The organism is Egbenema bharatensis FJBBOT/2019, assembly GCF_048077055.1.
GTDB lineage: Bacteria > Cyanobacteriota > Cyanobacteriia > Elainellales > Elainellaceae > Egbenema > Egbenema bharatensis.
Window position 1 is genome coordinate 4,709,826 of record NZ_CP182236.1, and the last position, 26,593, is coordinate 4,736,418.

General features: G+C 52.0%; 26 protein-coding genes and 2 pseudogenes. 14 read left to right on the plus strand and 14 right to left on the minus strand.

Annotation, left to right across the window (positions count from 1 at the left end; translation table 11 throughout):
• Window positions 1-101 precede the first annotated feature (101 nt).
• The 3 genes from ACM1PF_RS21760 to lpdA form a co-directional block, all read right to left on the minus strand.
• Window positions 102-371 (minus strand): DUF5340 domain-containing protein, encoded by a 270-nt coding sequence (locus ACM1PF_RS21760; RefSeq protein WP_416666810.1) that lies wholly within the window; start codon window positions 369-371, stop codon window positions 102-104.
• A 123-nt stretch (window positions 372-494) separates the two neighbouring features.
• Window positions 495-1,379, minus strand: a complete 885-nt coding sequence (gene trpC, locus ACM1PF_RS21765) for an indole-3-glycerol phosphate synthase TrpC (RefSeq protein ID WP_416666814.1) — start codon at window positions 1,377-1,379, stop codon at window positions 495-497.
• Between the two features lie 128 nt (window positions 1,380-1,507).
• Window positions 1,508-2,938 carry a dihydrolipoyl dehydrogenase gene (gene lpdA, locus ACM1PF_RS21770; RefSeq protein WP_416666816.1) on the minus strand — a complete coding sequence of 477 codons (1,431 nt, stop codon included), beginning with the start codon at window positions 2,936-2,938 and terminating at the stop codon, window positions 1,508-1,510.
• A gap of 188 nt (window positions 2,939-3,126) precedes the next feature.
• Between lpdA and ACM1PF_RS21775 the strand changes: the two genes are divergently transcribed.
• Window positions 3,127-3,453: a hypothetical protein gene (locus ACM1PF_RS21775; RefSeq protein ID WP_416666819.1), complete on the plus strand. Its 327-nt coding sequence runs from the start codon at window positions 3,127-3,129 to the stop codon at window positions 3,451-3,453.
• 67 nt (window positions 3,454-3,520) lie between these two features.
• On the opposite strand, the gene ACM1PF_RS21780 is transcribed toward ACM1PF_RS21775, so the two are convergent.
• The gene (locus tag ACM1PF_RS21780; RefSeq protein WP_416666822.1) at window positions 3,521-4,123 is read right to left on the minus strand and encodes a sulfite oxidase-like oxidoreductase; all 603 of its coding nucleotides are present in this window, start codon (window positions 4,121-4,123) and stop codon (window positions 3,521-3,523) included.
• 181 nt (window positions 4,124-4,304) lie between these two features.
• The gene (rpmF, locus tag ACM1PF_RS21785) at window positions 4,305-4,487 is read right to left on the minus strand and encodes a 50S ribosomal protein L32 (protein WP_416666824.1); all 183 of its coding nucleotides are present in this window, start codon (window positions 4,485-4,487) and stop codon (window positions 4,305-4,307) included.
• Between the two features lie 371 nt (window positions 4,488-4,858).
• Here rpmF and ACM1PF_RS21790 point away from each other — a divergent pair, with 371 nt between their 5' ends.
• Together ACM1PF_RS21790 and ACM1PF_RS21795 are read left to right on the plus strand one after the other, a co-directional pair.
• A complete protein-coding gene (locus ACM1PF_RS21790) occupies window positions 4,859-5,755 on the plus strand; it encodes an ADP-ribosylglycohydrolase family protein (RefSeq protein WP_416666827.1) in 897 nt (298 codons plus the stop codon).
• Window positions 5,756-5,787: 32 nt separating this feature from the next.
• On the plus strand, window positions 5,788-6,204 hold the full coding sequence (locus ACM1PF_RS21795) for a hypothetical protein (protein WP_416666829.1): 417 nt from the start codon (window positions 5,788-5,790) through the stop codon (window positions 6,202-6,204).
• Window positions 6,205-6,282: 78 nt separating this feature from the next.
• On the opposite strand, the gene ACM1PF_RS21800 is transcribed toward ACM1PF_RS21795, so the two are convergent.
• The 4 genes and pseudogenes from ACM1PF_RS21800 to ACM1PF_RS21815 all read right to left on the minus strand — a co-directional run bounded on the left by ACM1PF_RS21800 (window position 6,283) and on the right by ACM1PF_RS21815 (window position 7,397).
• On the minus strand, window positions 6,283-6,504 hold the full coding sequence (locus tag ACM1PF_RS21800; RefSeq protein ID WP_416666832.1) for a YbjQ family protein: 222 nt from the start codon (window positions 6,502-6,504) through the stop codon (window positions 6,283-6,285).
• A 16-nt stretch (window positions 6,505-6,520) separates the two neighbouring features.
• Entirely contained in the window at window positions 6,521-6,754 is a 234-nt protein-coding gene (locus tag ACM1PF_RS21805) for a hypothetical protein (protein WP_416666835.1), read from the minus strand.
• Window positions 6,755-6,771: 17 nt separating this feature from the next.
• A pseudogene (locus tag ACM1PF_RS21810) lies at window positions 6,772-7,085 on the minus strand (YbjQ family protein).
• Window positions 7,086-7,238: 153 nt separating this feature from the next.
• Window positions 7,239-7,397, minus strand: coding sequence for a hypothetical protein (locus tag ACM1PF_RS21815; protein ID WP_416666838.1), 159 nt, complete (start codon window positions 7,395-7,397; stop codon window positions 7,239-7,241).
• A 481-nt stretch (window positions 7,398-7,878) separates the two neighbouring features.
• Here ACM1PF_RS21815 and aspS point away from each other — a divergent pair, with 481 nt between their 5' ends.
• From aspS to ACM1PF_RS21835, 4 genes are all read left to right on the plus strand, one after another.
• Window positions 7,879-9,666, plus strand: coding sequence for an aspartate--tRNA ligase (gene aspS, locus ACM1PF_RS21820; RefSeq protein WP_416666840.1), 1,788 nt, complete (start codon window positions 7,879-7,881; stop codon window positions 9,664-9,666).
• Between the two features lie 128 nt (window positions 9,667-9,794).
• Window positions 9,795-10,484: an SAM-dependent methyltransferase gene (locus ACM1PF_RS21825; protein ID WP_416666841.1), complete on the plus strand. Its 690-nt coding sequence runs from the start codon at window positions 9,795-9,797 to the stop codon at window positions 10,482-10,484.
• Between the two features lie 411 nt (window positions 10,485-10,895).
• On the plus strand, window positions 10,896-11,975 hold the full coding sequence (gene fba, locus ACM1PF_RS21830; RefSeq protein WP_416666843.1) for a class II fructose-bisphosphate aldolase: 1,080 nt from the start codon (window positions 10,896-10,898) through the stop codon (window positions 11,973-11,975).
• 171 nt (window positions 11,976-12,146) lie between these two features.
• Window positions 12,147-12,698, plus strand: a complete 552-nt coding sequence (locus ACM1PF_RS21835) for a pyridoxamine 5'-phosphate oxidase family protein (protein ID WP_416666846.1) — start codon at window positions 12,147-12,149, stop codon at window positions 12,696-12,698.
• 48 nt (window positions 12,699-12,746) lie between these two features.
• Here ACM1PF_RS21835 and ACM1PF_RS21840 read toward each other — a convergent pair whose 3' ends face one another.
• Window positions 12,747-12,944, minus strand: coding sequence for a hypothetical protein (locus ACM1PF_RS21840; RefSeq protein WP_416666849.1), 198 nt, complete (start codon window positions 12,942-12,944; stop codon window positions 12,747-12,749).
• A gap of 23 nt (window positions 12,945-12,967) precedes the next feature.
• Here ACM1PF_RS21840 and ACM1PF_RS21845 point away from each other — a divergent pair, with 23 nt between their 5' ends.
• The 4 genes from ACM1PF_RS21845 to ACM1PF_RS21860 all read left to right on the plus strand — a co-directional run bounded on the left by ACM1PF_RS21845 (window position 12,968) and on the right by ACM1PF_RS21860 (window position 18,096).
• Window positions 12,968-13,171, plus strand: coding sequence for a hypothetical protein (locus ACM1PF_RS21845; RefSeq protein ID WP_416666851.1), 204 nt, complete (start codon window positions 12,968-12,970; stop codon window positions 13,169-13,171).
• 301 nt (window positions 13,172-13,472) lie between these two features.
• Window positions 13,473-15,695, plus strand: coding sequence for a hypothetical protein (locus ACM1PF_RS21850; RefSeq protein ID WP_416666854.1), 2,223 nt, complete (start codon window positions 13,473-13,475; stop codon window positions 15,693-15,695).
• A gap of 50 nt (window positions 15,696-15,745) precedes the next feature.
• The gene (locus tag ACM1PF_RS21855) at window positions 15,746-16,747 is read left to right on the plus strand and encodes a hypothetical protein (RefSeq protein ID WP_416666856.1); all 1,002 of its coding nucleotides are present in this window, start codon (window positions 15,746-15,748) and stop codon (window positions 16,745-16,747) included.
• A 53-nt stretch (window positions 16,748-16,800) separates the two neighbouring features.
• On the plus strand, window positions 16,801-18,096 hold the full coding sequence (locus ACM1PF_RS21860; RefSeq protein WP_416666858.1) for a hypothetical protein: 1,296 nt from the start codon (window positions 16,801-16,803) through the stop codon (window positions 18,094-18,096).
• On the opposite strand, the gene ACM1PF_RS21865 is transcribed toward ACM1PF_RS21860, so the two are convergent.
• Entirely contained in the window at window positions 18,083-19,783 is a 1,701-nt protein-coding gene (locus ACM1PF_RS21865) for a sensor histidine kinase (protein WP_416666860.1), read from the minus strand. The genes ACM1PF_RS21860 and ACM1PF_RS21865 overlap by 14 nt on opposite strands.
• Before the next feature lie 448 nt (window positions 19,784-20,231).
• Here ACM1PF_RS21865 and ACM1PF_RS21870 point away from each other — a divergent pair, with 448 nt between their 5' ends.
• Window positions 20,232-21,170 carry a phosphoribulokinase gene (locus ACM1PF_RS21870; RefSeq protein ID WP_416666862.1) on the plus strand — a complete coding sequence of 313 codons (939 nt, stop codon included), beginning with the start codon at window positions 20,232-20,234 and terminating at the stop codon, window positions 21,168-21,170.
• Between the two features lie 298 nt (window positions 21,171-21,468).
• Here the strand turns inward: ACM1PF_RS21870 and ACM1PF_RS21875 are convergent, their stop codons facing one another.
• Window positions 21,469-22,023 (minus strand): hypothetical protein, encoded by a 555-nt coding sequence (locus tag ACM1PF_RS21875; protein WP_416666864.1) that lies wholly within the window; start codon window positions 22,021-22,023, stop codon window positions 21,469-21,471.
• 399 nt (window positions 22,024-22,422) lie between these two features.
• Between ACM1PF_RS21875 and ACM1PF_RS21880 the strand changes: the two genes are divergently transcribed.
• A complete protein-coding gene (locus ACM1PF_RS21880) occupies window positions 22,423-23,001 on the plus strand; it encodes a hypothetical protein (protein ID WP_416666866.1) in 579 nt (192 codons plus the stop codon).
• A gap of 43 nt (window positions 23,002-23,044) precedes the next feature.
• Here ACM1PF_RS21880 and ACM1PF_RS21885 read toward each other — a convergent pair whose 3' ends face one another.
• Together ACM1PF_RS21885 and ACM1PF_RS21890 are read right to left on the minus strand one after the other, a co-directional pair.
• Window positions 23,045-24,388: an APC family permease gene (locus ACM1PF_RS21885; RefSeq protein WP_416666868.1), complete on the minus strand. Its 1,344-nt coding sequence runs from the start codon at window positions 24,386-24,388 to the stop codon at window positions 23,045-23,047.
• 113 nt (window positions 24,389-24,501) lie between these two features.
• On the minus strand, window positions 24,502-25,533 hold the full coding sequence (locus tag ACM1PF_RS21890) for an IS701 family transposase (RefSeq protein ID WP_416666870.1): 1,032 nt from the start codon (window positions 25,531-25,533) through the stop codon (window positions 24,502-24,504).
• An 82-nt stretch (window positions 25,534-25,615) separates the two neighbouring features.
• On the opposite strand from ACM1PF_RS21890, the pseudogene ACM1PF_RS21895 reads away from it, so the two are divergent.
• Window positions 25,616-26,482, plus strand: a pseudogene (locus ACM1PF_RS21895) (HAD-IC family P-type ATPase); the annotation flags it as partial.
• Between the last annotated feature and the right edge of the window lie 111 nt (window positions 26,483-26,593).

Below are 26,593 nucleotides of genomic sequence, written 5' to 3' on the forward strand. Positions count from 1 at the left end.
CCGTACCCACCCTTACCGGAGAAATCCTCTCGCTCCTCAGGTCTAATTCGGCTGGGTACAGTCTACCGAATGAAATTTAAGTTGGCAGAGTTTTTTGGATTTTAGATTTTGGACTTTGGCACCTGATCAGAGTTTTCTGGATTTGCAGTCACATGGTTCAGGGCCCAGCGATAGTCGATCGCCAACTTCGCCCGTTCACAGCTTTCTTCCAGGTGCTTTTGCTGAGACAACGCTTTGCGCAGCGTCACAATCAACTCCTGTACCTGCTCTTGCTGCGGCGAGTTGTGCCCGACGGCCAACATGGTCTGCCGTTCCAGAAGCTGTAACAGTAGCTCGTAGTGGATGTGAGATGGAAGAGGAATAGGTTCCATGCAGCCTGCGGTACGCAAAGTGTGAACTGGTTTTCTGTGAACTATTTTTAAGTATGACCCTAGTATGCACCCAAATTGGCATTAATGCGAGGTTGTTTTCGGAGATGTGCCTATGGGTCAGGATCAACCTGGGAACAATGCGGCGATTGCCTGAGCTGGATCAGGTTGTTTGACCAGAGACTCACCGATTAAAACGGCTCCTGCCCCTGCTTGCTGCACAAACCGCAAATCTTCTGGCGTATGAAGACCGGATTCACTCACAATCAGTGCCCCCGACTTCTGCCAGGTCTCCTGCCTGGACTCCAGTAGATGCCTGGTGGTGTGCAAATCCACCGAAAAATCCTCCAGGTTGCGGTTGTTAATTCCCACTAGCCTAACACCCTCTAACCCTAAAACTCGATCGAATTCCTCCAAAGTGTGGACTTCCACCAGAGCCGCCATGCCTAAAGCTTTGATAATTTTCAAAAAGTATTGCAGATCTCGATCGGGTAAAACCGCCGCAATCAGCAGCACTGCATCCGCGCCATTTAACCGCGCCATGTAGATCTGGTAGGGATAGATGATGAAATCTTTACAGAGTAGGGGCAGATCCACCGTCTGGCGAATCGATCGCAGGTAGGCAAAGCTACCCTGGAAGAACTTTTCATCCGTCAGCACCGAAATGCAGGAGGCTCCCCCCGCTTCATAGGACTGAGCGATCGCCTCTGGATCGAAGTTTTCGCAAATTACTCCCTTACTGGGCGAGGCTTTCTTTACTTCGGCAATCAATGCCGGTTGGGTTCGTCCCTGCCGCAGAGCTGCCACAAAATCTCGCACGGGGGGAGCTTCGGAGATTTTACTCTGTAACTCAACCAGCGGCATCCGTTCCCGCAACAGGTCAACTTCATTCTCCTTATGCCAGACAATTTCCTCCAAAATATGCTGCGGCTCCACTCCGGGCACATTGACCTGGTAGCGCATATATTCAACAGCAACGGCTCGATTGGGAGGACGACGACGAATTTGCATGGGTCAGTGAGTTGGGTAGGTAAATGGGTGAAGGGGTAAAGGGTGAAGCAAAGATGGGAGCCGATGAGAGGCAGCAGGGACAGGAGGGTTTCCCCTACTCCTCACTCTTCACTCCTCACTCCTCACTTTCAAACTTCCATCGCTCGCTTATAAGCCTCATCCAGCACCTCCGACAGGGTGGGGTGAGTATGTACATAGAAAGCGAGTTCATGGACAGAGGCACGTTGAGCGATCGCATTGGCTGCTTCCTGAATCAGGTCAGAGGCATGGAAGCCGAAGATATGAACCCCCAGGACTTCCCCCGTATCTTCCCGGTAGATCACCTTGGCCAGCCCATCGGTTTCCCCCTCGGCGATCGCTTTGGAGTTGCCCTTAAAGTAGGAACGAACGGCGGCCACCTTAAAGCCTTCTGCTTCTCCCAGTTCCTTAGCGGCGGGTTCCGTCAATCCGACGAAGCTAACTTCAGGATGGGTAAAGGCGGCAGCGGGAATACTGCGGTAGTCTACGGTACGCGATCGACCGCAGATGTTTTCAACGGCAATCACCCCCTGGGCTGAGGCCGCGTGGGCCAGCATCATTTTTCCAGTGGCATCCCCGATCGCCCATAGATGCGGGACAGGTTGACCATCGACCAGGACAGCCATTTGATCGTTGACGGGAATAAAGCCGCGGCGATCGAGTTCCACGCCGACGGATTCTAGACCCAAATCCTTAGTGGCCGGAATCCGTCCCGTGGCCACCAGGCAGGCATCCACCTCCAACACTTCCACCACTTCTTTGGTCTTGGCATCCGCCAGTTCAATCACGACCGGAGAACCAGGGGTGACTTTCTTCGCCAGGAGTCCCACTCTCGTTTCAATATCGCGGGGCCCAATCAGCACCCGCTGGGCCAGTTTGGCAATATCGGGATCAAATCCTGGCATCAGTTGATCGAGGGCTTCAATCATCGTGACTTCACAGCCCAGAGCCGTATAGATATCGGCAAACTCCAGCCCAATGTAGCCACTGCCGACGATCGCCACCCAGTCGGGCAGCCAGCCCAGCTTCACGCCATCATCGCTGGTGAAAACAGTCTTGCCATCGGTTTCAATGCCCGGTGGAATGAAGGGAACCGAGCCAGAGGAAATCATCACATCCTGAGCCGTAATGGTTTTCTCCCCGGATGCCGTTGTCACCGTGACTTTTTGAGGCCCGGACACCCGACCACGACCCTGGATGGTTTCCACCCCTAACCGCTTGAGGCTATTGGTCAGGTCATCGCGGATTTTTAAGACTAAATTATTAGCGTGATCGGCGATCGCCTGCTGCTCGTAGGAAACGTTTTGGACTTGAATACCCAGTGCTTTGAGGTGATGGGCATCCCGCAGTTCCCGCACTCGCCCAGAGGCCGCAAGCAGAGCCTTCGAGGGAATACAGCCCCGGTTAACGCAGGTTCCGCCCATATCGGCTTCTTCAATAATGGCGGTTTTCAAGCCAGCCCGCACCGCATGGAGGGCCGCTCCGTGGCCGCCAACGCCAGCACCAATTATCACCAAGTCATAATCAAGTCCGTGACTCACTGTTGCTCTCCCTCTGGGTAATGCCTTAACTCTTAATTTTCTTTAATTTTCGATGTTGACGGGGCAGTTAGACAACACCCCACCCGGATTTATCCCGCATTCATCATAAATCCGCGTTTCCACTATGCAGCGATCGCGCTCTAAATGGGAACCCTAACCAATGATGATCTTGAAGGCAAATCGGTTTTATGGATCGCAGTCAGCCAGAGGGCATTCGGCAGAATCCATCCCAGCAGAAAGCGCGTCATGCTGCGGCTCAAGCATTCATGGAAGCTCTGGATCAGTTGGGACAACAATTGCAGCCTAGCGAAGACGGGCAATCAAGCTTCCCACCCTCTGTCCAAACATCCCCCAGCCAAACATCCCCTGTCCAGGCTAACCCATCGGCTGCTGTTTCTCCAACGGCTCAACCCCCAGGGCATTCACCCGCCCCCGATCCTCCCTCTGCGATCGATCCTCAGGACTGGGAAGAGGCCGCTGCCGATATTGAAGCCTTCATGCAGACCAGACCGTAGGGGCGATTCGCGAATCACCCCTACCCATATTGCATCGCCCCTACCCATCTCCGGAATCTGGTTTGGCTCAACCCCAGCGGCTGCTATACCGTTCCTCCGCCCAGGGTTCTCCCCGGTGATGGTAGCCATTTCGCTCCCAGAACCCCAATTCCATATCCCCTAGAAATTCCAGCCCGTTGATCCACTTGGCACTCTTCCAGGCATAGAGGTGGGGAACGACCAGTCGCATCGGGCCACCATGATCGGGCGGTAGGGGGTCATCAAAGAGGGTGTGGGCAAAAAAGTTTTCTTCCCGCAGAAAATCCTCGATCGCAATGTTGGTGGTATATCCGCCATAGCAATGCTCCATGACGTGAACCGCTTTCGGGTCTACCTCCAGATACTGCATGAAGTCAGTGACCTTGACTCCGCGCCACTTCACATCCAGCTTTGACCAGGTGGTAACGCAGTGAAAGTCTGCCGTAAACTCCTGCTGGGGCATCGCCATGAAATCGTCCCAGGTAAACGTTTTGGGGGTCGCTAAACCCCAGACTTTGAACTCCCAGGATTGAATGTCGATCGTTGGCGTTTGTCCATAGGTGAGGACGGGAAAACCTTTGGCGAGATGCTGACCTGGAGGGACTCGATCTTGCATATCGGGGCCTGGTTTCTGAAAAAATTTGCCCGGCATAGGGGGTAATGCTCCGCCGAAAAAGGATGAGATTGTTCAGTCAACAACAATGTTCAGTCAACAACAATCTGTTCATTCATCATAGGAAGGCGCATCAGAAATAGCAATTGGCACCGTCGTTACGGGACGATGCCTGCGGGTAGGGATTGAGAGAATGAAGGGGTGAGGCAGAAAGCAAAGCCTACTCTTCGTCTTCTTCCACTTCATCTTGAGGATGTCTAAAGCTCCGATTTTCCTTGGGTGAATTCAGAACAGACTTACCCAGGGACAGAGCCTGCTGGGCAGAAAGAGCCGCCTTGCGCTTCCACACGGCTTTACGCTGATCGCGTTTTGATTTCGAGGTTTTCTTCTTAGGGACAGCCATGACCGCTTGCCGAAATTTTTCACAACCTTTCTATACTAGTCTGCCTGCCCCCAATTTGACATAATTCCCTGACGAAGAATTCCTTGACGAATCGATCGAATATTCTAATAATTGAGAATCAATATCAATTAAAGCCAGTAGGGTGGGCACTGCCCACCATTCTCAGATTTGGCTGCAATCATTCTACCTGTTTGACTGGGCGGGCATCTTGCCCGCCCCACAAGAGTTTCAGGTTATTCGGTTCCGATTCCTGATTTTGCTCTTCTGGTCTTCGATCGCATTCTCGCAATTCAATTAGGTTCAGAGATTAACTTAAAGAAAGATTGATCCAGATGTTGACTCAGCATTGATTAACTTTCCCGATTTGACCCATGCAAGAAATCGAGCGTTTTCGTGGCTGTTTATTAGGATTAGCAGCAGGCGATGCTGTGGGAACTACCGTTGAATTTCGATCGCGGGGTTCTTTTGCGCCAATGACCGACATGGTGGGAGGTGGGCCGTTTGGGCTGCAACCCGGACAGTGGACGGATGATACCTCAATGGCTTTGTGTTTAGCGACCAGTCTGGTGGAAGTCGGTGGCTTTGACCCGATGGATCAGATGAATCGCTACTGTGACTGGTACGACAACGGCTATCTCAGCAGCACGGGAGCCTGCTTCGACATTGGCAACACCACCAGTCAGGCATTGTATCAATACAAGTCTTCTCAAGATCCCTTTAGCGGTTCCACCCATCCTCATGCTGCCGGGAATGGTTCCATCATGCGACTGGCTCCCGTGCCGATGTTCTACGCCTCAGACCGCGATCGAGTCCTGCACTTTTCCGGCGAAAGCTCCCGTACGACCCACGGAGCCGCAGAATGTGTGGATGCCTGTCGGCTATTTGGCGATATTTTGCGCCGCGCTCTGTGGGGAACCGATAAGGCCGCCCTCTTGTTTGACAGCGATCCAGACATCGTGACTGCTCCCGCCATTCAGTCCATTCTCAACGGTGAGTACCGGGATAAATCCATGCATGAGATTCAGGGGACGGGCTACGTGGTACAAAGTCTGGAAGCCGCTCTCTGGTGCTTTTGGACGACTGAAACCTACGAACAGGCCATCCTCACCGCTGCTAACCTGGGGGATGATGCCGACACGACAGCCGCCATTTGTGGACAGGTGGCAGGAGCCTACTATGGCGAAGCAGGCATCCCCTCCCCCTGGCTGGAAAAACTCACCCTGCGTCAAGAAATCACTCAACTAGCTGAACAGCTTTATTTGTTCTAGGGTAGTAGGTAAAACCGGATGGAGGACTTCCGATGAGTGAGTTCAATTCTTCAGAAACGCCCAATCCCGATACCTCTGCGATCGTAGAAGTCAGCCCTCAAACTGATGCCATTGTGGAATCAGAAATGGCGGGTGAGTCAGATGAGGTGAAACGCGAAACCAAAGCCCTGATTGAGGCGATTCGCCAACGGGCCCAAACCGAAACTCAGACCGCAGGCGACTTTACCCGCGAAACCTACTTGAGGTTAATTCGGCAAGCCAGAGAGTCGATCGAACAAAATCAGCTTTTCAATCCCGACGAAATTGAGCGATCGGCGGAACGCTTGCGGGAAGAAACAGAGAAAAATTGGAATGCGCTGGTGCATGAAGTAACTGAGTTCAGCGATCGACTGTCGGAAGCGGCCAAGGCAGCCTGGGAAAAGCTGGTTGAGCCGAGCGATCGAACCTGAATCAGCTGGTCTTCAGTTCCATAGGGGGTGGGTAACGTTTGTTGAATGGGCGGGCAAGATGCCCACCCCACAAGAGCTTTAATAGCTTGAATCCTTTGCCACGCCTTTTGCCCTGACTCCTGTGCCATAGGCAATCATTTCGATCGCCACCAACCCTCGATCGCCTGTTTGTCTGCCGATATTGGAAGTCTCCATGCGGACATTAAGCACCTGATTGGCTCCCCACTTTGCCGCCTCTTCCTTCATGCGGAGTAGAGCTTCCCGTCGGCCCCGTTCCAGCAGACTCTCGTAAACGACCATGCGTCCACCCACCAGATTAATCAGGCTGGCGAGGAACGATCTTAAAATAGTCTGCTGAAATTACCACACTACCCACAAACAGGGCAGACTCTCGATCGGCGGGTAATTCTTCCTTGGCACCAAAGCTCACCACCGATAGGTTGCGAAGCTGATATTCTCGTCGCTGCAACCGGCGAAAGTGGGCTTGTTCCCGCTGAGTTCCGACCCCGTAGCCCAAAACCATCAGTCCCAGAAAAATCATAAATTCCATTGGTGATCCCCCCAGAACTACTCAACAAAAACAGCCGTGCCATAGGCCAATAGCTCGGCTGCCCCTTGGGCCACCGAAGAAGTCGCAAACCGAACATTGACGATCGCATTGGCCCCCATCTGATTTGCCTGCTGAATCATGCGGTTCACTGACTCCTGCCGCGCTTCCTGCAACAGTTCGGTATAACCCGTTAACTCGCCACCCACAATATTCTGGAGTCCCGCCAAAATATCTTTACCAATATGCTTGGCCGAATCGTACTGCCCTGCACTAATCCGTAGTGCCGCACAATTGTACGACCGGGAACGCCTTCGAGAGTTGTCAGAATCATAGGAGGTTTCCTTAAAAGTGAGGAGTAGGGGTAGGGGTAGGGGCGAATTGCGTTCGCCCACGCAGGAAGTAGGGGGTAGGGGTGAAGCGCGTTCACCCACGCAGGAAGTAGGGGTAGGGGTGAATCGCGTTCACCCACGCAGGAAATAGGGAATCAGAAGAGAAGAGGATTGAGGATAAAAGGCTCAAAGGTGAAGGAAAGCATGAAGAAAGCTTGATTTGCCTTCTGCCGCTCACTTAAGACCGATCGATTCCCCTGGGTCAACTCATCCGCCAGATCACCCACGAATAAATTGCGGACTATTAAGATCAAGTCCCTTGAAATGGACTCAAACCCTCTCCAGTCTGATTAGTTAGATTGAGCAGACTTTCTCAGGTATCCCGCGATTCATCTACGGGTGATTGGAAATCGCAGCGAAGATCAAAGCACCACAAAGAAATTGACAAACCCCTTCTTGTGGGGTGGGCATCTTGCCCGCCCAGTCACACACCGGCAACTTCCACTTTACTCTCCTGGCTCCTGATTTCTGACTCCTGGCTCCCTACTCCCCACTCCCTACTTCCCATTCCCTACTCCCCCATACTTCCCAAAAACCGATCGATCACACCCTTGGAACTGGATTCTAACCTTGAGCCTTTAAGAACGGGTAAATTGCAAAACTTCTTACGGATTAATCTCATCCTTCCTGAGATGCTTAAACTGGGGTGAAGGGGTGACACGAAACCGCGCATGATACTGGATAATAGAAAAGTTTTGTTTTCAACCTTTCGCCTTTAACCTTTTGCCTTAGCTTATGCGTACCCATTATTGCGGACAACTCCGAGCCGACCACGTTGGAGAGACAGTCACCCTGTTTGGCTGGGTCGATCGTCGCCGTGATCATGGGGGGGTGATTTTTATTGATTTGCGCGATCGCACCGGAATTGCTCAGATTGTCAGCGATCCGGAACGCACTCCAGAGTCCTACGCCATTGCCGATGATCTGCGGAATGAGTATGTCGTAAAGATTGTGGGGCGAGTCTCCCAGCGGCCGCCGGAGTCCTTGAATCCGCGCATTCCCACGGGTGAAGTGGAAATCTACGCCGATCAGATTGAGCTGCTGAATGCGGTACGGAAGCAGATGCCGTTTCAGGTGTCTACGGCAGAAGAAGAGCCGGTGCGGGAAGATCTGCGCCTGAAGTATCGCTATCTGGATTTGCGACGGGAACGCATGAGCCAGAATTTGCAACTTCGCCATGCGGTGATCAAGGCAATCCGACGATACCTGGAGGATGACTACGGATTTATCGAAGTGGAAACGCCGACCCTGACCCGATCGACTCCGGAAGGAGCCAGGGATTATTTGGTGCCCAGTCGGGTGAATCCGGGGGAGTTTTACGCGCTGCCCCAGTCGCCTCAATTATTTAAGCAATTGCTAATGGTATCGGGCTTCGATCGCTACTATCAGATTGCCCGCTGTTTCCGGGATGAGGACTTGAGAGCCGATCGCCAGCCGGAATTCACCCAACTGGACATGGAAATGAGCTTCATGGATCAGGCGGAGATTCTGGAACTGAATGAAGGCTTGATCTGCCACATTTTCAAGCAGGTGAAGGGCATTGAGATCCCCCGTCCGTTCCCGCAGATGACCTATCAGGAGGCGATGGATCGCTACGGTTGCGATAAGCCAGATACGCGCTACGACCTGGAACTGGTGGATGTGTCTGATCTGATGAAGGACTCTGGCTTTAAGGTATTTGCCGATGCCGTGAAGAAAGGCGGGATTGTGAAAATTCTGCCGATTCCCGGCGGAAATGCTGCGATCTCGAATGTGCGGATTAAGCCCGGTGGGGATCTGTTTAAAGAAGCAACCGAAGCCGGGGCGAAGGGATTGGCCTACATTCGGGTGCGGGATGGCGGCGAAATTGATACGATCGGCGCGATTAAGGACAACCTGACCGAAGAGCAAAAGCAGGAAATCCTGAAGCGGACAGGAGCCACGGAGGGTCACTTGCTGCTATTTGGTGCGGGGGATACCGCTACGGTAAATAAAACCCTCGATCGCTTGCGTCAGGTGGTGGCCAGAGAATTGGGACTGATCGATGGGAATAAGCTCAATTTGCTCTGGATCACGGAATTCCCCATGTTTGAATGGAATGCCGATGAGAAGCGCTTAGAGGCTCTCCATCACCCCTTCACGGCTCCCTTCCCGGAAGATGCCCACGATCTCAAAACGGCCCGCGCCAGGGCCTACGACCTGGTGTTGAATGGCGTTGAGGTGGGTGGCGGTAGTCTGCGGATTTACCAGCACGATTTGCAAGAGCAGGTGTTTGAAGCGATTAGCCTCTCGCCGGAAGAAGCCCGGAATAAGTTTGGCTTCCTGCTGGATGCCTTTGAGTATGGTACGCCGCCCCACGGAGGAATCGCCTACGGGGTCGATCGCCTGGTGATGCTGATCGCTGGGGAAGAGTCGATTCGGGACGTGATGGCGTTTCCGAAGACGCAGCAGGCTCGCTGTTTGTTAACCAATGCGCCTTCCGGTGTGGATGCCAGGCAGTTGAAGGAGTTGTACGTTTCTTCGACCTATAAGCCGAAAGCTTAAGGAAGCGGGATAAAGAGGTACAGCGGTGATTCTTAGTTGACTGGGCGGGCAGGATGCCCACCCCACAAGAATGACAGGTTGTGCTGCATCCAGGGGGAAAATCACTTTTGCTGAAGGAGTGATTCTAAATGAAGCTGAATGAAGTGGTGCCCTGGGGCCGATCGCTTGCAGAATATCGGGCAATGTTTAATCTGTCCGAGGCGGAATTACGCCAGCGGATTCTGGGATGCGGCGATGGCCCGGCAAGCTTCAATGCGGAAATGACGGAACGGGGACGCTCAGTGGTTTCGGTTGATCCGATTTACCAATTTTCCGCCGACCAGATCCGGCAGCGAGTGCAGCAAACCTATGAACCGATCATTTCCCAGGTTAAGCAAAATCCCGATCGCTATGTCTGGCAAACCTTTCGAGATGCCGATGCATTAGGTCAGGCCCGTCTGGCCACAATGGAAAAGTTCTTGCAGGACTATGAGGTTGGGAAAGCCGCAGGACGTTATCTGGCTCAGTCCTTGCCTAATCTGGCGATCGCCCATCCCCCCTTTGATCAACCGTTTGAGCTATGCGTTTGCTCCCACCTGCTGTTTTTGTATTCCGATCAGCTCTCCCTGGAATTTCATATCACCGCGATCGATCAACTGCTGCAAGTGGCGCAGGAAGTCCGGATTTTTCCGTTGCTTCAACTGGACTGCCGATTATCTCCCTATCTGGAACCAGTGATGCAGGATTGGAGCGACAAAGGACTGGAGGTGGAGGTGCAAACGGTGGCTTATGAATTTCAGAAAGGGGGAAATCAAATGTTGCGAATTGTTAAGGATTGATTAGGGGTGTGCAGTCCATTGGAGGGGTTGGGCGAAATGTAGGCAGGATGACTGCGCCACGGGGATTTTCGGGTGTTCTGAGGGATGGGAATCACGGGACAGAAGGATGGGGGAATTGGCGATCGGGGCTGTACAAAATGCGCCATGAGCATTTATACTTAACAATATGTAAATCTTAATCGGTTCAACGATAGAGAAATTCCGATAGTAGACCGCTTTGATTTCGCTCGTAGGAGCGTACTAGGCTCTGCTTAGTGCTTTCGGCGTTTTCAGATGGAGTGTTTCTATGCGTTGAATAATGAAATCCTAAGATACATTTCACCTCAGAGGGAAAAGTATCTTAAGATTATCCTAAGGTTTTTGTTGTACAACGCCGAAGTTAGCTGATCACACCAATTAGGAGGAATCCCTATGGCACTTGTGCCGATGCGACTGCTGCTGGATCACGCAGCCGAAAATGGTTATGGCATCCCCGCTTTCAACGTCAACAACATGGAGCAGATCCAGGCGATCATGCAGGCTGCCCATGAAACTGACAGTCCTGTGATTCTGCAAGCTTCTCGTGGTGCCCGTAAGTACGCTGGTGAAAATTTCCTCCGCCACCTGATTCTGGCTGCGGTGGAAACCTATCCTCACATTCCCATCGTCATGCACCAGGATCACGGGAATGAGCCTGCAACTTGCTACTCCGCCATCAAGAACGGCTTCACCAGCGTCATGATGGATGGTTCTTTGGAAGCAGATGCCAAATCTCCTGCCAGCTATGAGTACAACGTGGCCGTTACCAGTGAAGTGGTAAAAGTGGCTCACTCGCTCGGTGTGAGTGTAGAAGGTGAACTCGGTTGCTTGGGTTCTCTGGAAACCGGCATGGGTGAAGCGGAAGATGGTCATGGCTTTGAAGGCAAGCTGGATCACTCCCAACTGTTGACCGATCCGGATCAGGCGGTTGATTTCGTAGAGCAAACCCAGGTGGATGCCCTGGCAGTGGCGATCGGAACCAGCCACGGTGCCTACAAGTTCACCCGGAAGCCGACGGGCGAAATCCTGGCCATCAGCCGGATTGAAGAAATTCACCGTCGTCTGCCCAACACTCACCTGGTAATGCACGGGTCTTCCTCCGTCCCCGAAGATTTGATCGCTTTGATCAACCAGTACGGTGGAGCGATCCCTGAAACCTACGGTGTACCCGTTGAGGAAATCCAGAAGGGCATCAAGAGCGGTGTGCGGAAGGTCAACATCGACACCGATAACCGTCTGGCAATCACGGCAGCCGTTCGTGAAGCATTGGCAGCCGTTCCCAAGGAGTTTGACCCTCGCCACTTCCTCAAGCCTTCCATCAAATACATGCAGAAGGTTTGCGCCGATCGCTATCAGCAATTCCAAACCGCAGGCAACGCCAGCAAGATCAAGCAAGTGCCTCTGGAAATCTTTGCTGCGAAGTATGCGAAGGGTGAACTGGCAGCGGTCACTAAATCCACTGCAAAGGTGTAGGTTGATCTAGCTGTAGCTCCAATCTGTTTTTTCTAGACGCACTGGGTGGACTAAAATCTGCCCAGTTTTTTGTGCAAAAACTTCCCTAATTAATGAAGGGTGCACAGCAGTGCACCCCTACGGGGAACGTTATTCTGAATACCCTTAACCCTAAACGATCGAGGGCATCCAATGGCCAAGCTGTTTGACTGTATTACCGACGAACTGCAAGCTTTTATTACCCAGCAGCGCATCTTTTTCGTGGCGACGGCTCCCCTCAGCCCAGAGGGACACGTTAACCTTTCTCCCAAAGGGTTGGATTGCTTCAAGGTGCTTTCACCCGATCGAGTCGCTTACCTCGACCTCACGGGAAGTGGTAATGAAACCTCGGCTCATCTCCAGGAGAATGGGCGGATTACGCTGATGTTCTGCGCTTTTGAAAGTAAGCCAATGATTCTGCGGCTCTATGGACGGGGTGTGACCATCCTGCCTGACTCGCCAGAGTGGGATGACTTAGCGGCTCACTTTCCCGCCCTGCCTGGAGTTCGCCAGATTATCATGGCAGAGATCGATCGCGTCCAAACCTCCTGCGGCATGGCTGTTCCCCTATACGAGTATCAGGATCAGCGCGAAGAACTCATCAACTGGGCTGAGAAAAAAGGAGTTCAAGGCATCCAGGATTATCATCAACTCAAAAATCAGGTCAGTATCGATGGACTTCCCACCCCTCTCAAACAAACCTGATCTTCTCTCTTCGTTGTGCCCTTTTCGTTGTGTCCTTTACCCTTGCCCTCACTCCTCCTCCTGCTTCGGCACAATTTTCAGGACTGGCAATCGATTGCCCCGAAATAATTCTTCAGTGGTTTGCCCCATTTCTTTCATCAAAGCAGCTAAGGCCTTACCCGCAATCAAGCCAGCTAAAAGGGGAGCCGTGCCCAGTCCGAGTAAGAGTTTAGCGGGGAGGTTGGGGGGGAGGTTGGAGTGTTTCATGGGTGAGGAGTGAGGAGTGAGGAGTGAGGAGTTGGGAGTTGGGAGTTGGGAGTCGGGAGTTGGGAGTCGGGAGTCGGGAGTTGGGAGTTGGGAGTTGGGAGTTGGGAGTTGGGAGTTGGGAGAGTGAGGAAACTGTAGGGTGGGAAATGCCTACTAGAGTCAAAGCTTTCTACCCTTCCCCCGTCCTCTGTACTCTAACGTATCAAATTCTAGATATCAGCCTGTAGGTTAGACTACCCCCCTTGAACCATTTCTATGAACCACTTCTATGAACCATTTTTGTGCTTGCAGGGTGGATGTCCCATTGGCAGGCAGGATGCCTGCGCTACAGAAATCGCATCATTATTTCATCATTGACTCCCCTTCTGACTCCTGACCCCTGACTCCTCTCTTTCCCTCCTCTCTCCTCTCTCCCCACTCCTCACTCAACAAAAACCCGCCATACATCGTTACAATGGCACAGAACCATTTTGCTGGAGTGCGAGTATGCTATGTGCCTAGGATCAGGAGTGCCTGAAGTCGTAGCAAATGTCAAAACCTGTGGAAAAACAGCCTACCTTTAGATCAGCAGCCCATTCAGGAGAACAAACCCTGGATCAATGGATTTACCAGACCATTGGTGCAGACCCCTCCCTGATCAAATTTCACAGGCGGGGCAATAATTTACACATTCTTCATGAAGGAGAAGACTGTCCCGATCGCATTACTCTGCTAAGGCGACTGCTCCCAGCACTGCAACAAACCGATCTCAATACGCTGATTCCGGCGGACGATCCTCAGATTTACCAGATTCAGTTCTATGCCTGTGTGGCGGGAATGTCCCATCCGTCCTGGTCAACCACCATCTACCTGAACCAACTGGAGTCCCATCTGGCGCAGCTTGAAACCGACGAAGTTGCTGCCACTGAAGCACAGAATGATTCCAGCTCAAACTCCTCTCCGTCCCCTCCACCGGGAACGCTATCTACTCCGGGATCAGCCCTGGCAGTATCCAACCGCAGCCTGGCCCGGCAGGGTCATGAAACAGCGATCGCCTCTTACTTGAGTGAAACCCTGAGTCGCCTGGGGGTCGCAGTCCGGGTTAGCGTCAGAACCATTCCCTTCGCTGCCAGTTCTGCCGTTTACTCCACCGACATTACGGACTCTCCCATTACAGCAAAGCGGCTCTGGGTTGCCTGCGATGCTTCCTACAGCCCAGACCCCTCCCTGATTGGGGAGGCAGTGACTCAAAAGCTGCGTGACTTGGAAATTACAGGCTACCGAGATGCAGTGATCCGGTTTCAGGTGTTTGGCGAAACCGAGCCGGATTGGTTTCTGCGGGTAGACTTAACTCCCCCGGAAGAAATGTTGCGGGAGTGGGCCCGATGGGGAGATGTGGAAGCAATTCAACGGTTACTGAACCAGGCGATCGCCCATTTGGGGTATCGATTGTCGGAGGCAGCGTTGAAGGAGCAGACGCTACATCTGGTTTGTAATACCATGCCAGAAGTTGCGGAAGCGGTTCAATCCGTTGAAGCTGCCGCTGCTGCCGCTGTCCTGGCGGAAATTACTCCCCTGCTGGAATCTATTGCCCCCCAGGGGATTCATGCCGCTGCCGTTTATGGACAAATGAACGATCGCAATGCTCCAGAATGGGTGGAATGGCTGAATTTGCCAGCATCCTTTCATCCTGCCCTCAGTGATTCAGCCGTGACGCTGGCCCAACAGGGAGATTGGGAGGCGATCGCCTTTCTGCTGCATCGTTTGCTTAATGCTGAGTTGGATCAATACCTGGCGACGGGCGGCATTCGGCTTAAGCTTCTGCCCAAGCAAGATCTATTGCACATCATGAGTGAGTCCGTGGTGTGTCCGGATCAGCGGCATCTAGGCTATACGATCGCCCGATTTCTGGAACCATTAAAATTACCTGATTTGGCTGGGGTACGCATTTACGGACGACGATCGGGGCAAAAGCATCCCGTCTGGAGCTATGGGGTTGATTTTGTACCGCGTGGCCGGATTGTGCCGGAAGCAACTCCTGAATTTGCTGCCACCGATGCCTATGTGAATGAGCTAATTACGCCCACAGACGACGCGGCAATTCGTCCCGATCTGACTCCAACGGATCTGCGTCAGGCCTGGACAGCTTTCGTTCAGGGCAATTTCAATCGACTGCAAAAAACGCTGCTGCGATCGCGGTTGTTCATTGGTGAAACTAAATCAACTGAATCCAAACTGGCCCTGCCCAATCAGTCCAGCCATCGGGAACTGTCCTCCATGCTGGCTTGGGGAACCCTGGGAGTCTTGTTAGTGTTACAGGTGAACTGGGTTCTGGCCATTATGCTGCGCGAAAGACCAGAACCCACAACCACGGCTGCTGCCCCCACATCGCCTGCCCTAAATCCCGCTTCACCCGTCTCCCCACCCAATCCGCCTGCCTCCGTTGTTTCTTCCACAAAGCCGATCGAGCCGGAAGAAACCTCTGAGTTTCAGCTTCCTGAACTGCGGTTAAACCAATCTGCCAGTGGGGATGAGGATGCCTTTACGCCTGAAGGCTTTACTGAACCTGCTCCAGACAATCCTCCTTCCCCTGAGGCTTCCCCCCTACCACGACTCAACAACCTGATTCCCCTCAGACGAATCCCAGCCCGACTGCCACCCCCCTACCCTACACCCCCCACAATCCAGCCGTTAATCTGGCACTGGCGGAAAGTCTGGCGGCGGAGTCAGAGATTCCCAACTTCAATAGTCGTCAGTTCAATGACAAGTTAGGTCTGTATTATCGGGTACTGGAAGAAACAGGAACGCCTGATGTTCTCATCGTGGGAAGTTCTAGAGCATTGCGAGGCATCGATCCGGCTGCATTGGAATCTGCCCTGGCGGAGTTGGGCTACGAAGATGTGTCGGTGTTTAACTTTGGTGTGAATGGGGCAACCGCACAGGTCGTGGAATTGTTGCTGCGACAAGTATTGACCCCCGATCAGCTACCGCGCCTGATCCTCTGGGCAGATGGGGCACGAGCGTTCAATAGCAATGCTGAAGATGCCACCTATAACGGCATCGTTGCCTCTTCCGCCTATCAGGAACTGGCGCAGGGAATGCTGGTGCTACCAACGGTAAATCAACCAGGACAGACGGGACAAACGGCAGAGGTTTCCGCCGCCAGAGAACAGGGAATTAACATAACGCTGACGGATAGCTACCAAACCCTCGATCGCTGGGCCAGTCGGCAACTCGCCCGGTTTTCCGGACTGTACGAATCCCGCGATCGGCTCAAGCAGCAGTTTCAGCAAGGGTTAACCACCCTCTTTCCTGCCGACACTTCCACTGTTGCCTCTCCCCCTGGCGGAGTTCAACTCGCCCAGACCGATTTGCCCTCAGACTACGAATTAGTCGATGCCAGTGGATTCTTATCGTTGGGCATTCAGTTTAACCCTGCCACCTATTACCAGCAGTATGCCAGGGTAACGGGAGCTTACGATCGAGACTACAGCAACTTTCGCATTCCTGGTGTCCAGCAGGAAGCCTTACTATCAATTTTGCGATACACCCAGGCGCAACAAATTCCGATCGTTTTCGTCAATTTGCCTTTGACTGATGAATATCTTGATTCGACCCGCATGGACTACGAGCAGGACTTTCGAGAATACATGGTGCGACTGGCGTTGGAGCAACCGGGCTTGACCTTCCGGGATCTAGGTAAACTCTGGACAACCCGCTATGATTATTTTTCTGACCCCAGCCATCTCAACCGCTATGGGGCTTATGCAGTGTCGCAGCAGTTGGCTCAAGACCCGCTCATTCCCTGGAACCGATCGCGTTAATCAGCATCGAATCCGCATCAAAAAGCAAGATCAAGAGGTGAGAAAGTAAGGTGATGGGCATTCGTCGCAAAATTGGACTGTTTTTCTGCTTTGTTTGTGCCCTGCTGTTGGGGATGGTGATGCATCAGCATGGCGGAATTACACGATCGTTGACTGCAAATAGTCAGGCTGTTGTTCATCCAGTCTCCGTCGATACTGATCAAGACTTAATCGAGCAGGTGTCCCTTGCTCCGGCGATGGCGCAGTCCTCCCCTGTTGCAGACTCTGGTGCAGGCTCTGGGATCACTCCTGGCGATGTGGCGGCGGCGGGCCCCTATGCAGCAATCGATGAATACCACAATTATCGCTTCAGTGTGAATGGCGATCAGGTGTTTCGGGTGGGAAACCTACCAGGCACCAGTCTCCGGTTTAACGAAACAGACTTGCTGACGGTGCTGCAAAATACTCAGGCGTATTTCCAGACCTATGCTCAAGAAAATCCGGATGTGCAACGAGAAGGGATTTTAGGAACCCAGGGAGTCACCGTATCCGATGTGCTGAACACCCTGGAGTTTATGATCTCAACCCTTCAGGAAGACATTGCCAATCAGCAACCGATTCGCCTCAAAGATCCCAATTTCATCAACACCCATTTTCGGGTGATGGAATGGACGGCCTACAATCCCGATGATCCAGGACAGCGGTTAGTCCGTTTAACCAAATATGCGGTATTCACCCATCCTGGTTCCCGTACCCCCACGGCGACCTACAACATTCCCCTCTACCGATTGGGGACGGATGCTGAAACCGATCGCTTTTACCTGAACTATACGAAGCAGGATGTGCTGGCGGGGATTTACGAACCGGGGGGACGAGAACATGGGCGAGTGGAACCCTTAGCCTATCTGACGCGGGACAGCTTTGAAGATGCACTGATGCAGGGCACGATACTGATTAACTTTACAGACGGAACCTCTGCTTTCTTCAACGTCGATCGCAACAACGGCATCGCCTACGATCGCAGTATTTCCCCCTATCGGCAGGGACGATACTGGTACTTCCGTCCCGTGAATAGCATTCAGGGGTATGGTCATGAATTTGATGCCAAAATTGCGATTAAACCCGGCGTGACCTTTGCCGGAGATGTACTGAATGTCGGCTTAGGTCGGATTATTGTGTTGGAACACAGCACCGGCGGACAGGCTCAATTGCAACTGGGCATTATGGCAGACACAGGGGGAGCATTCATGCCAAACCTGCATCAACTGGATTTCCTGGCAGGCGTTTTCCGCGATCGCAATGAGTTTTATGCCCAGACGAGTTCCCTGCCGGAATATGCCAGGGCGTATATTCTGGTTAAGAAAGACTAATCGGCAAAAGGACTGTAAACCACGTGCCCTTCTCTTCCTGACTGTGAACCGTGATTTTGCCTTGATGCAGTTCCACACATTGTCGCACGATCGCCAGTCCTAACCCTGTCCCGCGAATGGTGCTGACATTGCCTGCCCGATAGAACAGGTCAAAGATATGGGGTTGATCGGTGGTGGGAATACCAATACCGTGATCCTGAATCACAAATGTGGCAACGTCCTCGGAGCAGTTCAGCGTGAACTCGATCGGCTGATGGACAGGAGAATATTTCAAAGCATTTGAGAGGAGATTCAGTAAGATCGATCGAAGTAAGACTGGATCAACCCGAACCGTATTGCATTCGCCCTGACTGTGGAATTGAATGGAATGGGTTAGATCACTAGAGTTGGCAGTGGCTTCTTCGATCAAGTCCTGGCAAAATCGAGATAAGTGAATTGGAGTGGGTTTGAATTCCAACCTTCCAGCTTCTGCTCGGTTAATGGTCAGTACATCTTCCAGCAGCTGCGTCATGTTGTTAATTGCAGTATGACATCGCGTATAGTAGTCTTTCCGTTTCTCTTCGCTGGCTAGATGGCCATACTTCTCCAACAGTTCGATCGAAGTCCGAATCACAGTTAATGGCGTTCGTAGCTCGTGGGACACCATTGATACAAATCGAGACTTCAAATCATTTAACTCACGTTCCTCAGCCAGGGCGAGCCGAGTTTCGTATTCAATTCGTTGGCTTTCCTTAATTTGTTCTTCGCGTGTCCGAATGCTATCCACCATGCATTCAAGTACTTGAGCTAAGATTGTTAACTCATCAGGGAACGGTTCCTGATGGGCAAAGGAAATATTCAGATCGTAGTCCCCCGACCCAATGTGTTTAGCCGATCGCGTCAGTTCATCTAAGTGCTTCGTCAAAATTCCAGAGAGCAAATATAGCAGCACGCCCAGAACACCATAGGCAATCAAGAACGCAATCAAGACACGATCGCGGATGGCTTGCTGAACTTCCAAAATTCGATCGGCTTCAATATCAAGCCCCAGCACCGCTGCTACATTTCCCTCTTCATCAAACAACGGCATCGCCGCCGATAGCCAACTTCCCCATCGATCTGTGTAAATCTCTGGTTCTTCAACCAATCGCCGTTCCCGCAAGACTTCGTGGGCGGCTGCTCCAGCCCGATCGGATTCCAGAAAATAGCTGGAATGGGTGGGATCATATGCAGCCCACAGATCCACCAGATAAATAATTTCTAGCTCCCCTGGCTGAACTGCCGATGGCCCATAGCGTCGATTTTGCTCCGATCGCCCCACCACATAGGTATAGAGCCAGGCTCGCGGTTGAATCCGGTGAACCTGATCAAACCAATCTAGGACGCGCTCATAACGGGGATCATCTGAAAAACCCGCAGCATTACGATCGCCCTCCGCATACAGAGCCAGCAGTTCATCTACATCAACTCCCTCAGCAGCCCCCTGCAAGGTGGAGCGCATTTCAGTACGCAGGTAGGATAGCGTTCGCTCGGTGGCAAAGGCATAGAACCAGAAAAAGGTGCCCGCAAAAACCAGCGTAAACACAACGCTAAACCCAACTAGCAGTTTAGTTCGCAGACTTATTTGAGGCAGGATTTGGGAATTTCCACCTTCGCGCGTCAATCGGCGATGGGAAGGTTGTTCAGGCTGGCGATAGGAGGAGTTCACAAGCTGAATGGCGCAGATTCATGCGCAGGTAGATGGGATACGGCAGTTGGGAGTCGATTTTGGTTTTTAGTGTGGAATGGGTAAACCGTAAAACCGCCAAGTATCAGATGGCTTCAGGAAACCCGATCGCCGTTGTTTCGATCGCCACTGCCTGGGTTGTAGTGCTATGCCCTGAACCTTCTTTGCACCTATCCAGAAACCCGACCCAAGGCTTGAGATTTCAAAACCTCATAGTGAGTTTTTGGATAGGCACTTTATGAAAACTTGATGAAGAATTCAATCTTAGCGTTTTCCGAAGCCTCAGGTCGTACGTGATTTCCTGCTTGAGTCAATAAGAAACTTGACCTTAACACCGATCCCGCAATCTTCCCGAATACCCTTAGAATAATGAAACTGATTCAGCTTTCATAACTGTCGTCCCAGTCCCAACTTTCGCCCAGGAGGTTCCATGCCCGATCGCCCCATTATTCTCGGCATTGTCGGTGATAGTGCCGCAGGCAAAACGACCCTGACTCGTGGCATAGCTCAGATCTTGGGCGAAGAAAATGTCACGATTATCTGCACGGATGACTACCACCGCTACGATCGCAAACAACGGGCAGATCTGGGAATTTCCGCACTTCATCCCGATTGCAACTACCTGGATATTATCCAGCAACATCTCAGCTTACTCCGCACCGGGCAGTCTATTCTGAAGCCAATTTATAATCACAGCACTGGAGCCTTTGATCCGCCAGAGTACATTAAACCCAGTAAGTTTGTCATTGTTGAAGGATTGCTCGGCTACTCCACGCGGGGCATGCGCAATACCTATGATGTCAAAGTATACCTGGCTCCGCCTGAAGATCTCCGGGCTACCTGGAAAATTCGTCGGGATACTCGCAAGCGCGGCTACACAGAAGAACAGGTTAAAGAACAACTGCGCCAACGCCAACCCGACTCAGAGACATTTATCCGCCCCCAACGCCAGTGGGCTGATGTCGTCGTTAGCTTCTATCCTTCCAACGGTGAGACAGATCAGGACAACTTACTGCTGAATGTGCGCCTTATCCTGCGTCCCACCATTCCCCACCCAGACTTCACTGATATTCTGGATTCCGATGGCAACCACCTGGGGTCAGCAGTACGGTTGGAACTCGATCGAGATATGGGCAAACCCGTTGATGTCTTGGGGGTTGATGGCCATGCCAACGCTGAACAAGTGCGGCAGCTAGAGCGGATGCTGTGTAGCGAAGTACCGTATCTGGGCAAATTCTGTAGTGTGGAAGGGAACGATACCCTGGGTAAGGTGGTAGGGACAACGGGCGAAACCCTTCAGAGCTACCCTTTGGCACTGACGCAACTCCTGATTACCTACCACATGCTGAGGGCCATGCACATTCAATAACCGTTCCAGTTGCCCCCTTGGGTAACTAGACTTGCTATGTCCAGAGCATTACCCTGAAAAGATTGCAGATCACCGATGCTTTGCCTGACTCAAACCCCGTTTCAGGTTTCTAGCCGCTCCTGGTGCAAGTTTAACAACCCTGGACTGGAGCACTGGTACCGAATTTCAGGGGTGAAGGCTAGAAGCCTGCACTACGGATAGGCGATCGAGATCTGATATCGTAGGGCAGGCACCTGACTTGCCGCATTTAGATTCTTACTTAGGTTCTTACTGAGCTACTAGAATCGAACTGGCTTACCTAGAATCGAACCCCAACACCTGCCTGAATGGATGTGGCATTGTTGTTGCTCTCTTTGTAAGCATCAAAGGCAATGATGGCATTGCCAAAAACCACTAGATTACTGTAGGGGAAACTGTAGTCTACGCCGGGCTGCAAGACAAAGGCAGACTGATTACCCAGGGGAGATGTACCGTCTTCACTACTTTGTAAAACCATCCCAGCCCCCAGATAAACATCAGTTTGCCAGTCCAGGGGGATGTCGTAGGATACCGTTGGTACAAAGGCGGAGGTGTCACTAATTAAAACCTGACCTCTCAGAGAAATGGGAGCTTCCAGGAAACGATAGCGCACGGAAATTAGACCACCAGAGGTACTGCCGCCATCAATTCCCCCATCGGTTAGCCCTACGGAACCGCCAAACCCAATGTAGCTGCCATAGGCTGCCTGGGCTGATGCGGAGGAAGCGGTCAGCAATACCCCACCCGCCACCAAGCCCCCTAATGCAATCCCCACTAACGTCGTGCGTGCACGCCTCATCAGTCCAGTTTGATTCGAGTCGATCGGATCGTTCATTTCTTAGACTCCTTCGGACACTGCTAATTTTCTCTAGATACTGGTTAATCACCAAACAATAACTTACGACCACAAAAAATGCCACTGGCTTATTCAAGCAAATTACTGGATTTTCGGCGAAATCCTGTTAAAATTCTTTATGGGAAGTGAATTAGCTGAAGCGGAGTCCGATCGCCAGAACTCAGGAAACAGGAAGGGGCATCGAAAGAGGGCATCGGGAGAGGGCATCCAGAGATGCATTCAGAAATAGCAGAAATTGCTTGCAGATGGATCTCGGTTTTAACAAGTTTTCGATAGTCCCTCTGCAAAATAGGGAATGCTAGCCAGTAAGCAAGCTTAGATCTCGTTCATACTACCGTTTACTCCTGCAAAGTTAAAGCTGTCAGCGCACCCTTAATCATGTGGAAATATCTACGATTTGCCATCCTTTCCGCTGTTCTCCTGGTTCCGTTTTCCGGCGATCGAACCCCTCCCGCAGTCGCCCAGGAACATCAGGGTTGCTTCCTGATTGACTTTGACGGGATATTGATCGATTTATCGCAAATTTGTCCGACTCCCCCCCAACTTCAGGTTGCTGCTCCGGCAGGGGAACCACAACTGGGAACGGGAGACATTCAGGTGACGCTACGCTGGACAAGCACAGATGATTTGGATTTAGCAGTGACCGATCCCAATGGTGAGATAGTTGCCTATTACAACCGAGCCGTACCATCGGGGGGGCAGCTTGATGTGGATGCCAATGCAGGCTGCTTTTCTGATCAAACCTCCAGCCCGATCGAGAATATTTTCTGGCCACCGTCCCAGGCTCCCCAGGGCAACTACACCGTTACGGTCAACCTCTTTACCCGTTGTGACAACTCATCCGGGCCGATTCCCTTTAACCTGACCCTACTGGTACAGGGCAACACGGAAACCCTGACGGGCACAGTGGATGACCAAAACCCGATCGCTACTTTTCCATTCTCACTGCCTCGTTGACTGTGATCTGACTGTGTCTGAACCCCACCAGATCTGAACCTGATCAATCCTGGGAATACTTTGCGGACAGATTTCGGATAGCCAGTCGCCAAAGTAACCCAGCCGCAATCAATCCCAAGCCAACCAGCCAGATTTGTTGATCCACCCAAAACGCCAGAAACAGGCAAGACATTAAGCCAGCCCAGGCGATCCATTTCGGATACAGCCGATCTTCGTCCGGAATTTGGAGGGCTGACAGGTCGGTGAGGGCGTAGTAAATCAGAACCGTGAAGGCGCTGAAGGACCAGGTGATTCTGACATCGCCAATCAAAACCAGAGCGGCAATGGCTCCCCCCATGACTAAAATTGCCATGTAAGGGGTTGTGGTTGAGCCGGACTCCCGCACCCGGGCCACGACGCTGGGCATATCATCCCGCCGACCCATTGCCAGCAGTACCCGCGACAAACCCAAAATCAAATTCAGCAACACGCCCAATGTTGCCGTTACAGCACCGATCGCCAAAATCACGGCACTCCCAGGAACCGCAAAATTCCGTGCGGCCACTTCCAGCGGTGCCACCTCTTCCCGGGTCACATTCCCCAACGTTTCCGCCCCGACCGAACCAATGCCGACGATCGCCACGCCCATGTACAGCGTCATGGTCAGAATCAAGGTGGTGATAATGGCTCTGGGAATTGTTTGACTGGGTTCTCGGACTTCTTCCCCCAGGGTGGCAATTCTGCCATAGCCCGTGTAGGCGACAAACATCAGAGCGGTTGCCTGCAACACTGCCCCCAGTCCCTCCGCAAGACCGTCTGGGGTCTCTCCATTAGCCAGAACAAAGGGCGTAAAGTTATCAAATCCAGCTTCAACCACAAGAGGCAAACCCGCCAGGATAAAGAATACGAGGGACAACAGCGTAATGGATACAATGCCGATGTTGACTATATTCGAGCGGCGAATGCCCAGCAGGATCAGCCCGGTCAGAATCACCACGGCAGCTAAGGCAATTGGCACTAGATAGCCCCGAGCGGCTGAAATACCGAGCAGGTTGAGCAAATAACCCGCAAAACCCAGGGCAGCCGTAGCCGCAGAGGCAGATTTGGCAATCAAAAACATCCACCCTGCCGTAAAGCCTAACCAGGGGTTGAGATAACGATAGCCATATTCATAGGCTCCACCGCTGACTGGATGATTCGCCGCAAGCTGGGCACTGTTCAAACCATTACAGGTGGCCACAAAAGCAGCGATCGCTAATCCAATAATCACTGACGGGCCAGCCACTCCAGCCGCAAGCCCCAGACTGACAAAAACTCCTGTTCCCACGATCGAACCTAGCCCCAGAGCGATCGCACCAGTCATGCCAAGCTGTCTTTTGAGCGATTTTGGTTGATTTTGTTCTGCCATTGCAGTTTCCTGTGAATATTCTTCAGCAACCTCAATGAAGGCTAAAAACTAAATTGGGCCATTTTTAGTATGAAATTTACCAATTTTTCTTGTTCAGGACTTACGCAAAGACACTAAATATGAGGGGTGACGCTGCTCAATCGCATAGGTAGAGTGGGTGACTTCAATTGCTCAATCAAATAGTTCGATAGCAACCGCGTTTTGAGTTGGTACAGCGTGGTTCCCATCGCATCTGCTAGCTGTCTCAACCGAGTCCACACCAGCAGGGCACAGGCAATATGGTTCCTTTGAATCCGTTGCTTGCGACACTGACACGCTTCAATGCCCGTGGTTTGCTTGACTTCCCGATGAAACTGCTCAATCTTCCAGCGCACGGCACACACCTGTTGCGTGTCGTCCGTCGAATCTTGAGACAAGTCGTTGGTGGCGACGTACTCCGTCTTGTCGGTAGAGACAATGACACGGAACAGTTTCACCTTCTTGTCTTTGGGGAATCCACGAATTTTGATGGTCTTGCCCCTGTTCGCTTCTGTGGTGCTCCAGTGCAGTTGGTCAATGCGCTTGTAGGGTTCGCTCCCCCCGCTATCATCGACTAAGCGATTGGTCTTCAAGGGGCAGTAGTACATCTTGCCTAACTCCTCAATCAGCGCCATCAGCTTCTTAGCCGCGTACCAACTGTCCATCAAGACGGTACTGAAGGGCAACTGCTTGGCATAGACCGCCCCTTGCACCATGTCTGCCACATGGTCGAGCTTGCTGTTGCCGTCTCCCTCCGGGTTGTACAACCGATAGTCAATCACCCAAAACTGCCCACTCTTGGACTCGACATAGACACAGCTAATCAACCCGATGCCTCGAATCACCCGATGCTCGTTGCCGCTGTACTGCCGCCTGACCAACTCAATCGACTGGCTAAAGCGTTTGTCTAACACCGTGTCATCAAACAACAGGTATCCGTCCGGGTCGCTGACGAGCAGCGGTTTGACCTGCTCCCACAACAACCGGGGAGTCAGCTTCTCCCCACTCAGGTAGCGATTAATCGTGTCATGGCTAAACGTTTGCAGATGCTCAGCCAAGTGAGTCAGTGTAAAGTTCGTCTGACTGCTCAGTAAGTATTGGCAGTAATCGAGTTTGCTAAAGGTCATCAAAGGGCGATCGCGCTCAGCAATAGCGTTACTGTACGGGTTATTCTCTCGATTGGCTAGTCCCTACCCATAGCGGTCTTGCGTAAGTCCTGAAAAATTACGCCTCGTGGAAGCCTTGCAAGAAAGAGGCGAAGTGGTCGCCATGACGGGTGATGGCGTGAACGATGCACCTGCCTTAAAGCAAGCAGATATCGGCATTGCTATGGGGGTTACAGGGACAGAAGTGGCTAAAGAAGCCGCCGATATGGTGCTGACCGATGACAACTTTGCTTCGATCGAAGCCGCTGTAGAAGAAGGGCGTACTGTTTATGGCAACCTGATGAAAACCATTGGCTTTATCTTGCCTGTTAATGGTGGAGAAGCCATGACCATTCTCGTGGGAATCCTTGCTGCCGCCACCCTACCGATTTTGCCGGTTCAGATTCTCTGGGTCAATATGGTGAGTTCGGTTGCGCTCAGTGCCACCCTAGCCTTTGAGCCAAAATCAAAAGGCACCATGGAGCGATCGCCCCTGCCCCCCAATCAACCCCTCCTTACGGGTAAATTACTATGGCGCATCCTGCTTATTTCCTTCTTCAATCTGATCGCTGTTTTTGGCATGTTTGAATGGATTCTGCGAACCACAGGCAATATCAATCTGGCTCGCACAATGTCAGTTCATACCCTCGTTGCGGCTGAAACCTTTTACCTGCTAAGCATTAGCCAATTTATTCCATCTCTATTTTCTTATCTCAAAGATCGCACGCGCACAGTTGCTTATATTCCTGCGATCGGTGTAGTTTGCGTTTTTATCTTTCAGTTTTTCTTTAGTCAGGTGACCATCATCAACCCATTATTTAATACTCAGCCGCTGAGTGTGGCACAAGCCTTGATTTGCATCAGTGCAGGGATTCCGGTCATTGTTCCGGCTTTATTGCTAAAGCGATTCGCTCCTCTGGGCGTTGGATGAGTACTAAGTTTTGTTAGTGAAGCAGCGATCGTACTGTCAATCAGCCTAGCTATCATCCACATTTTTCAGCGTCTACCGGGAGTTCAGGGCTATGTGAAGTAGATTTGTATT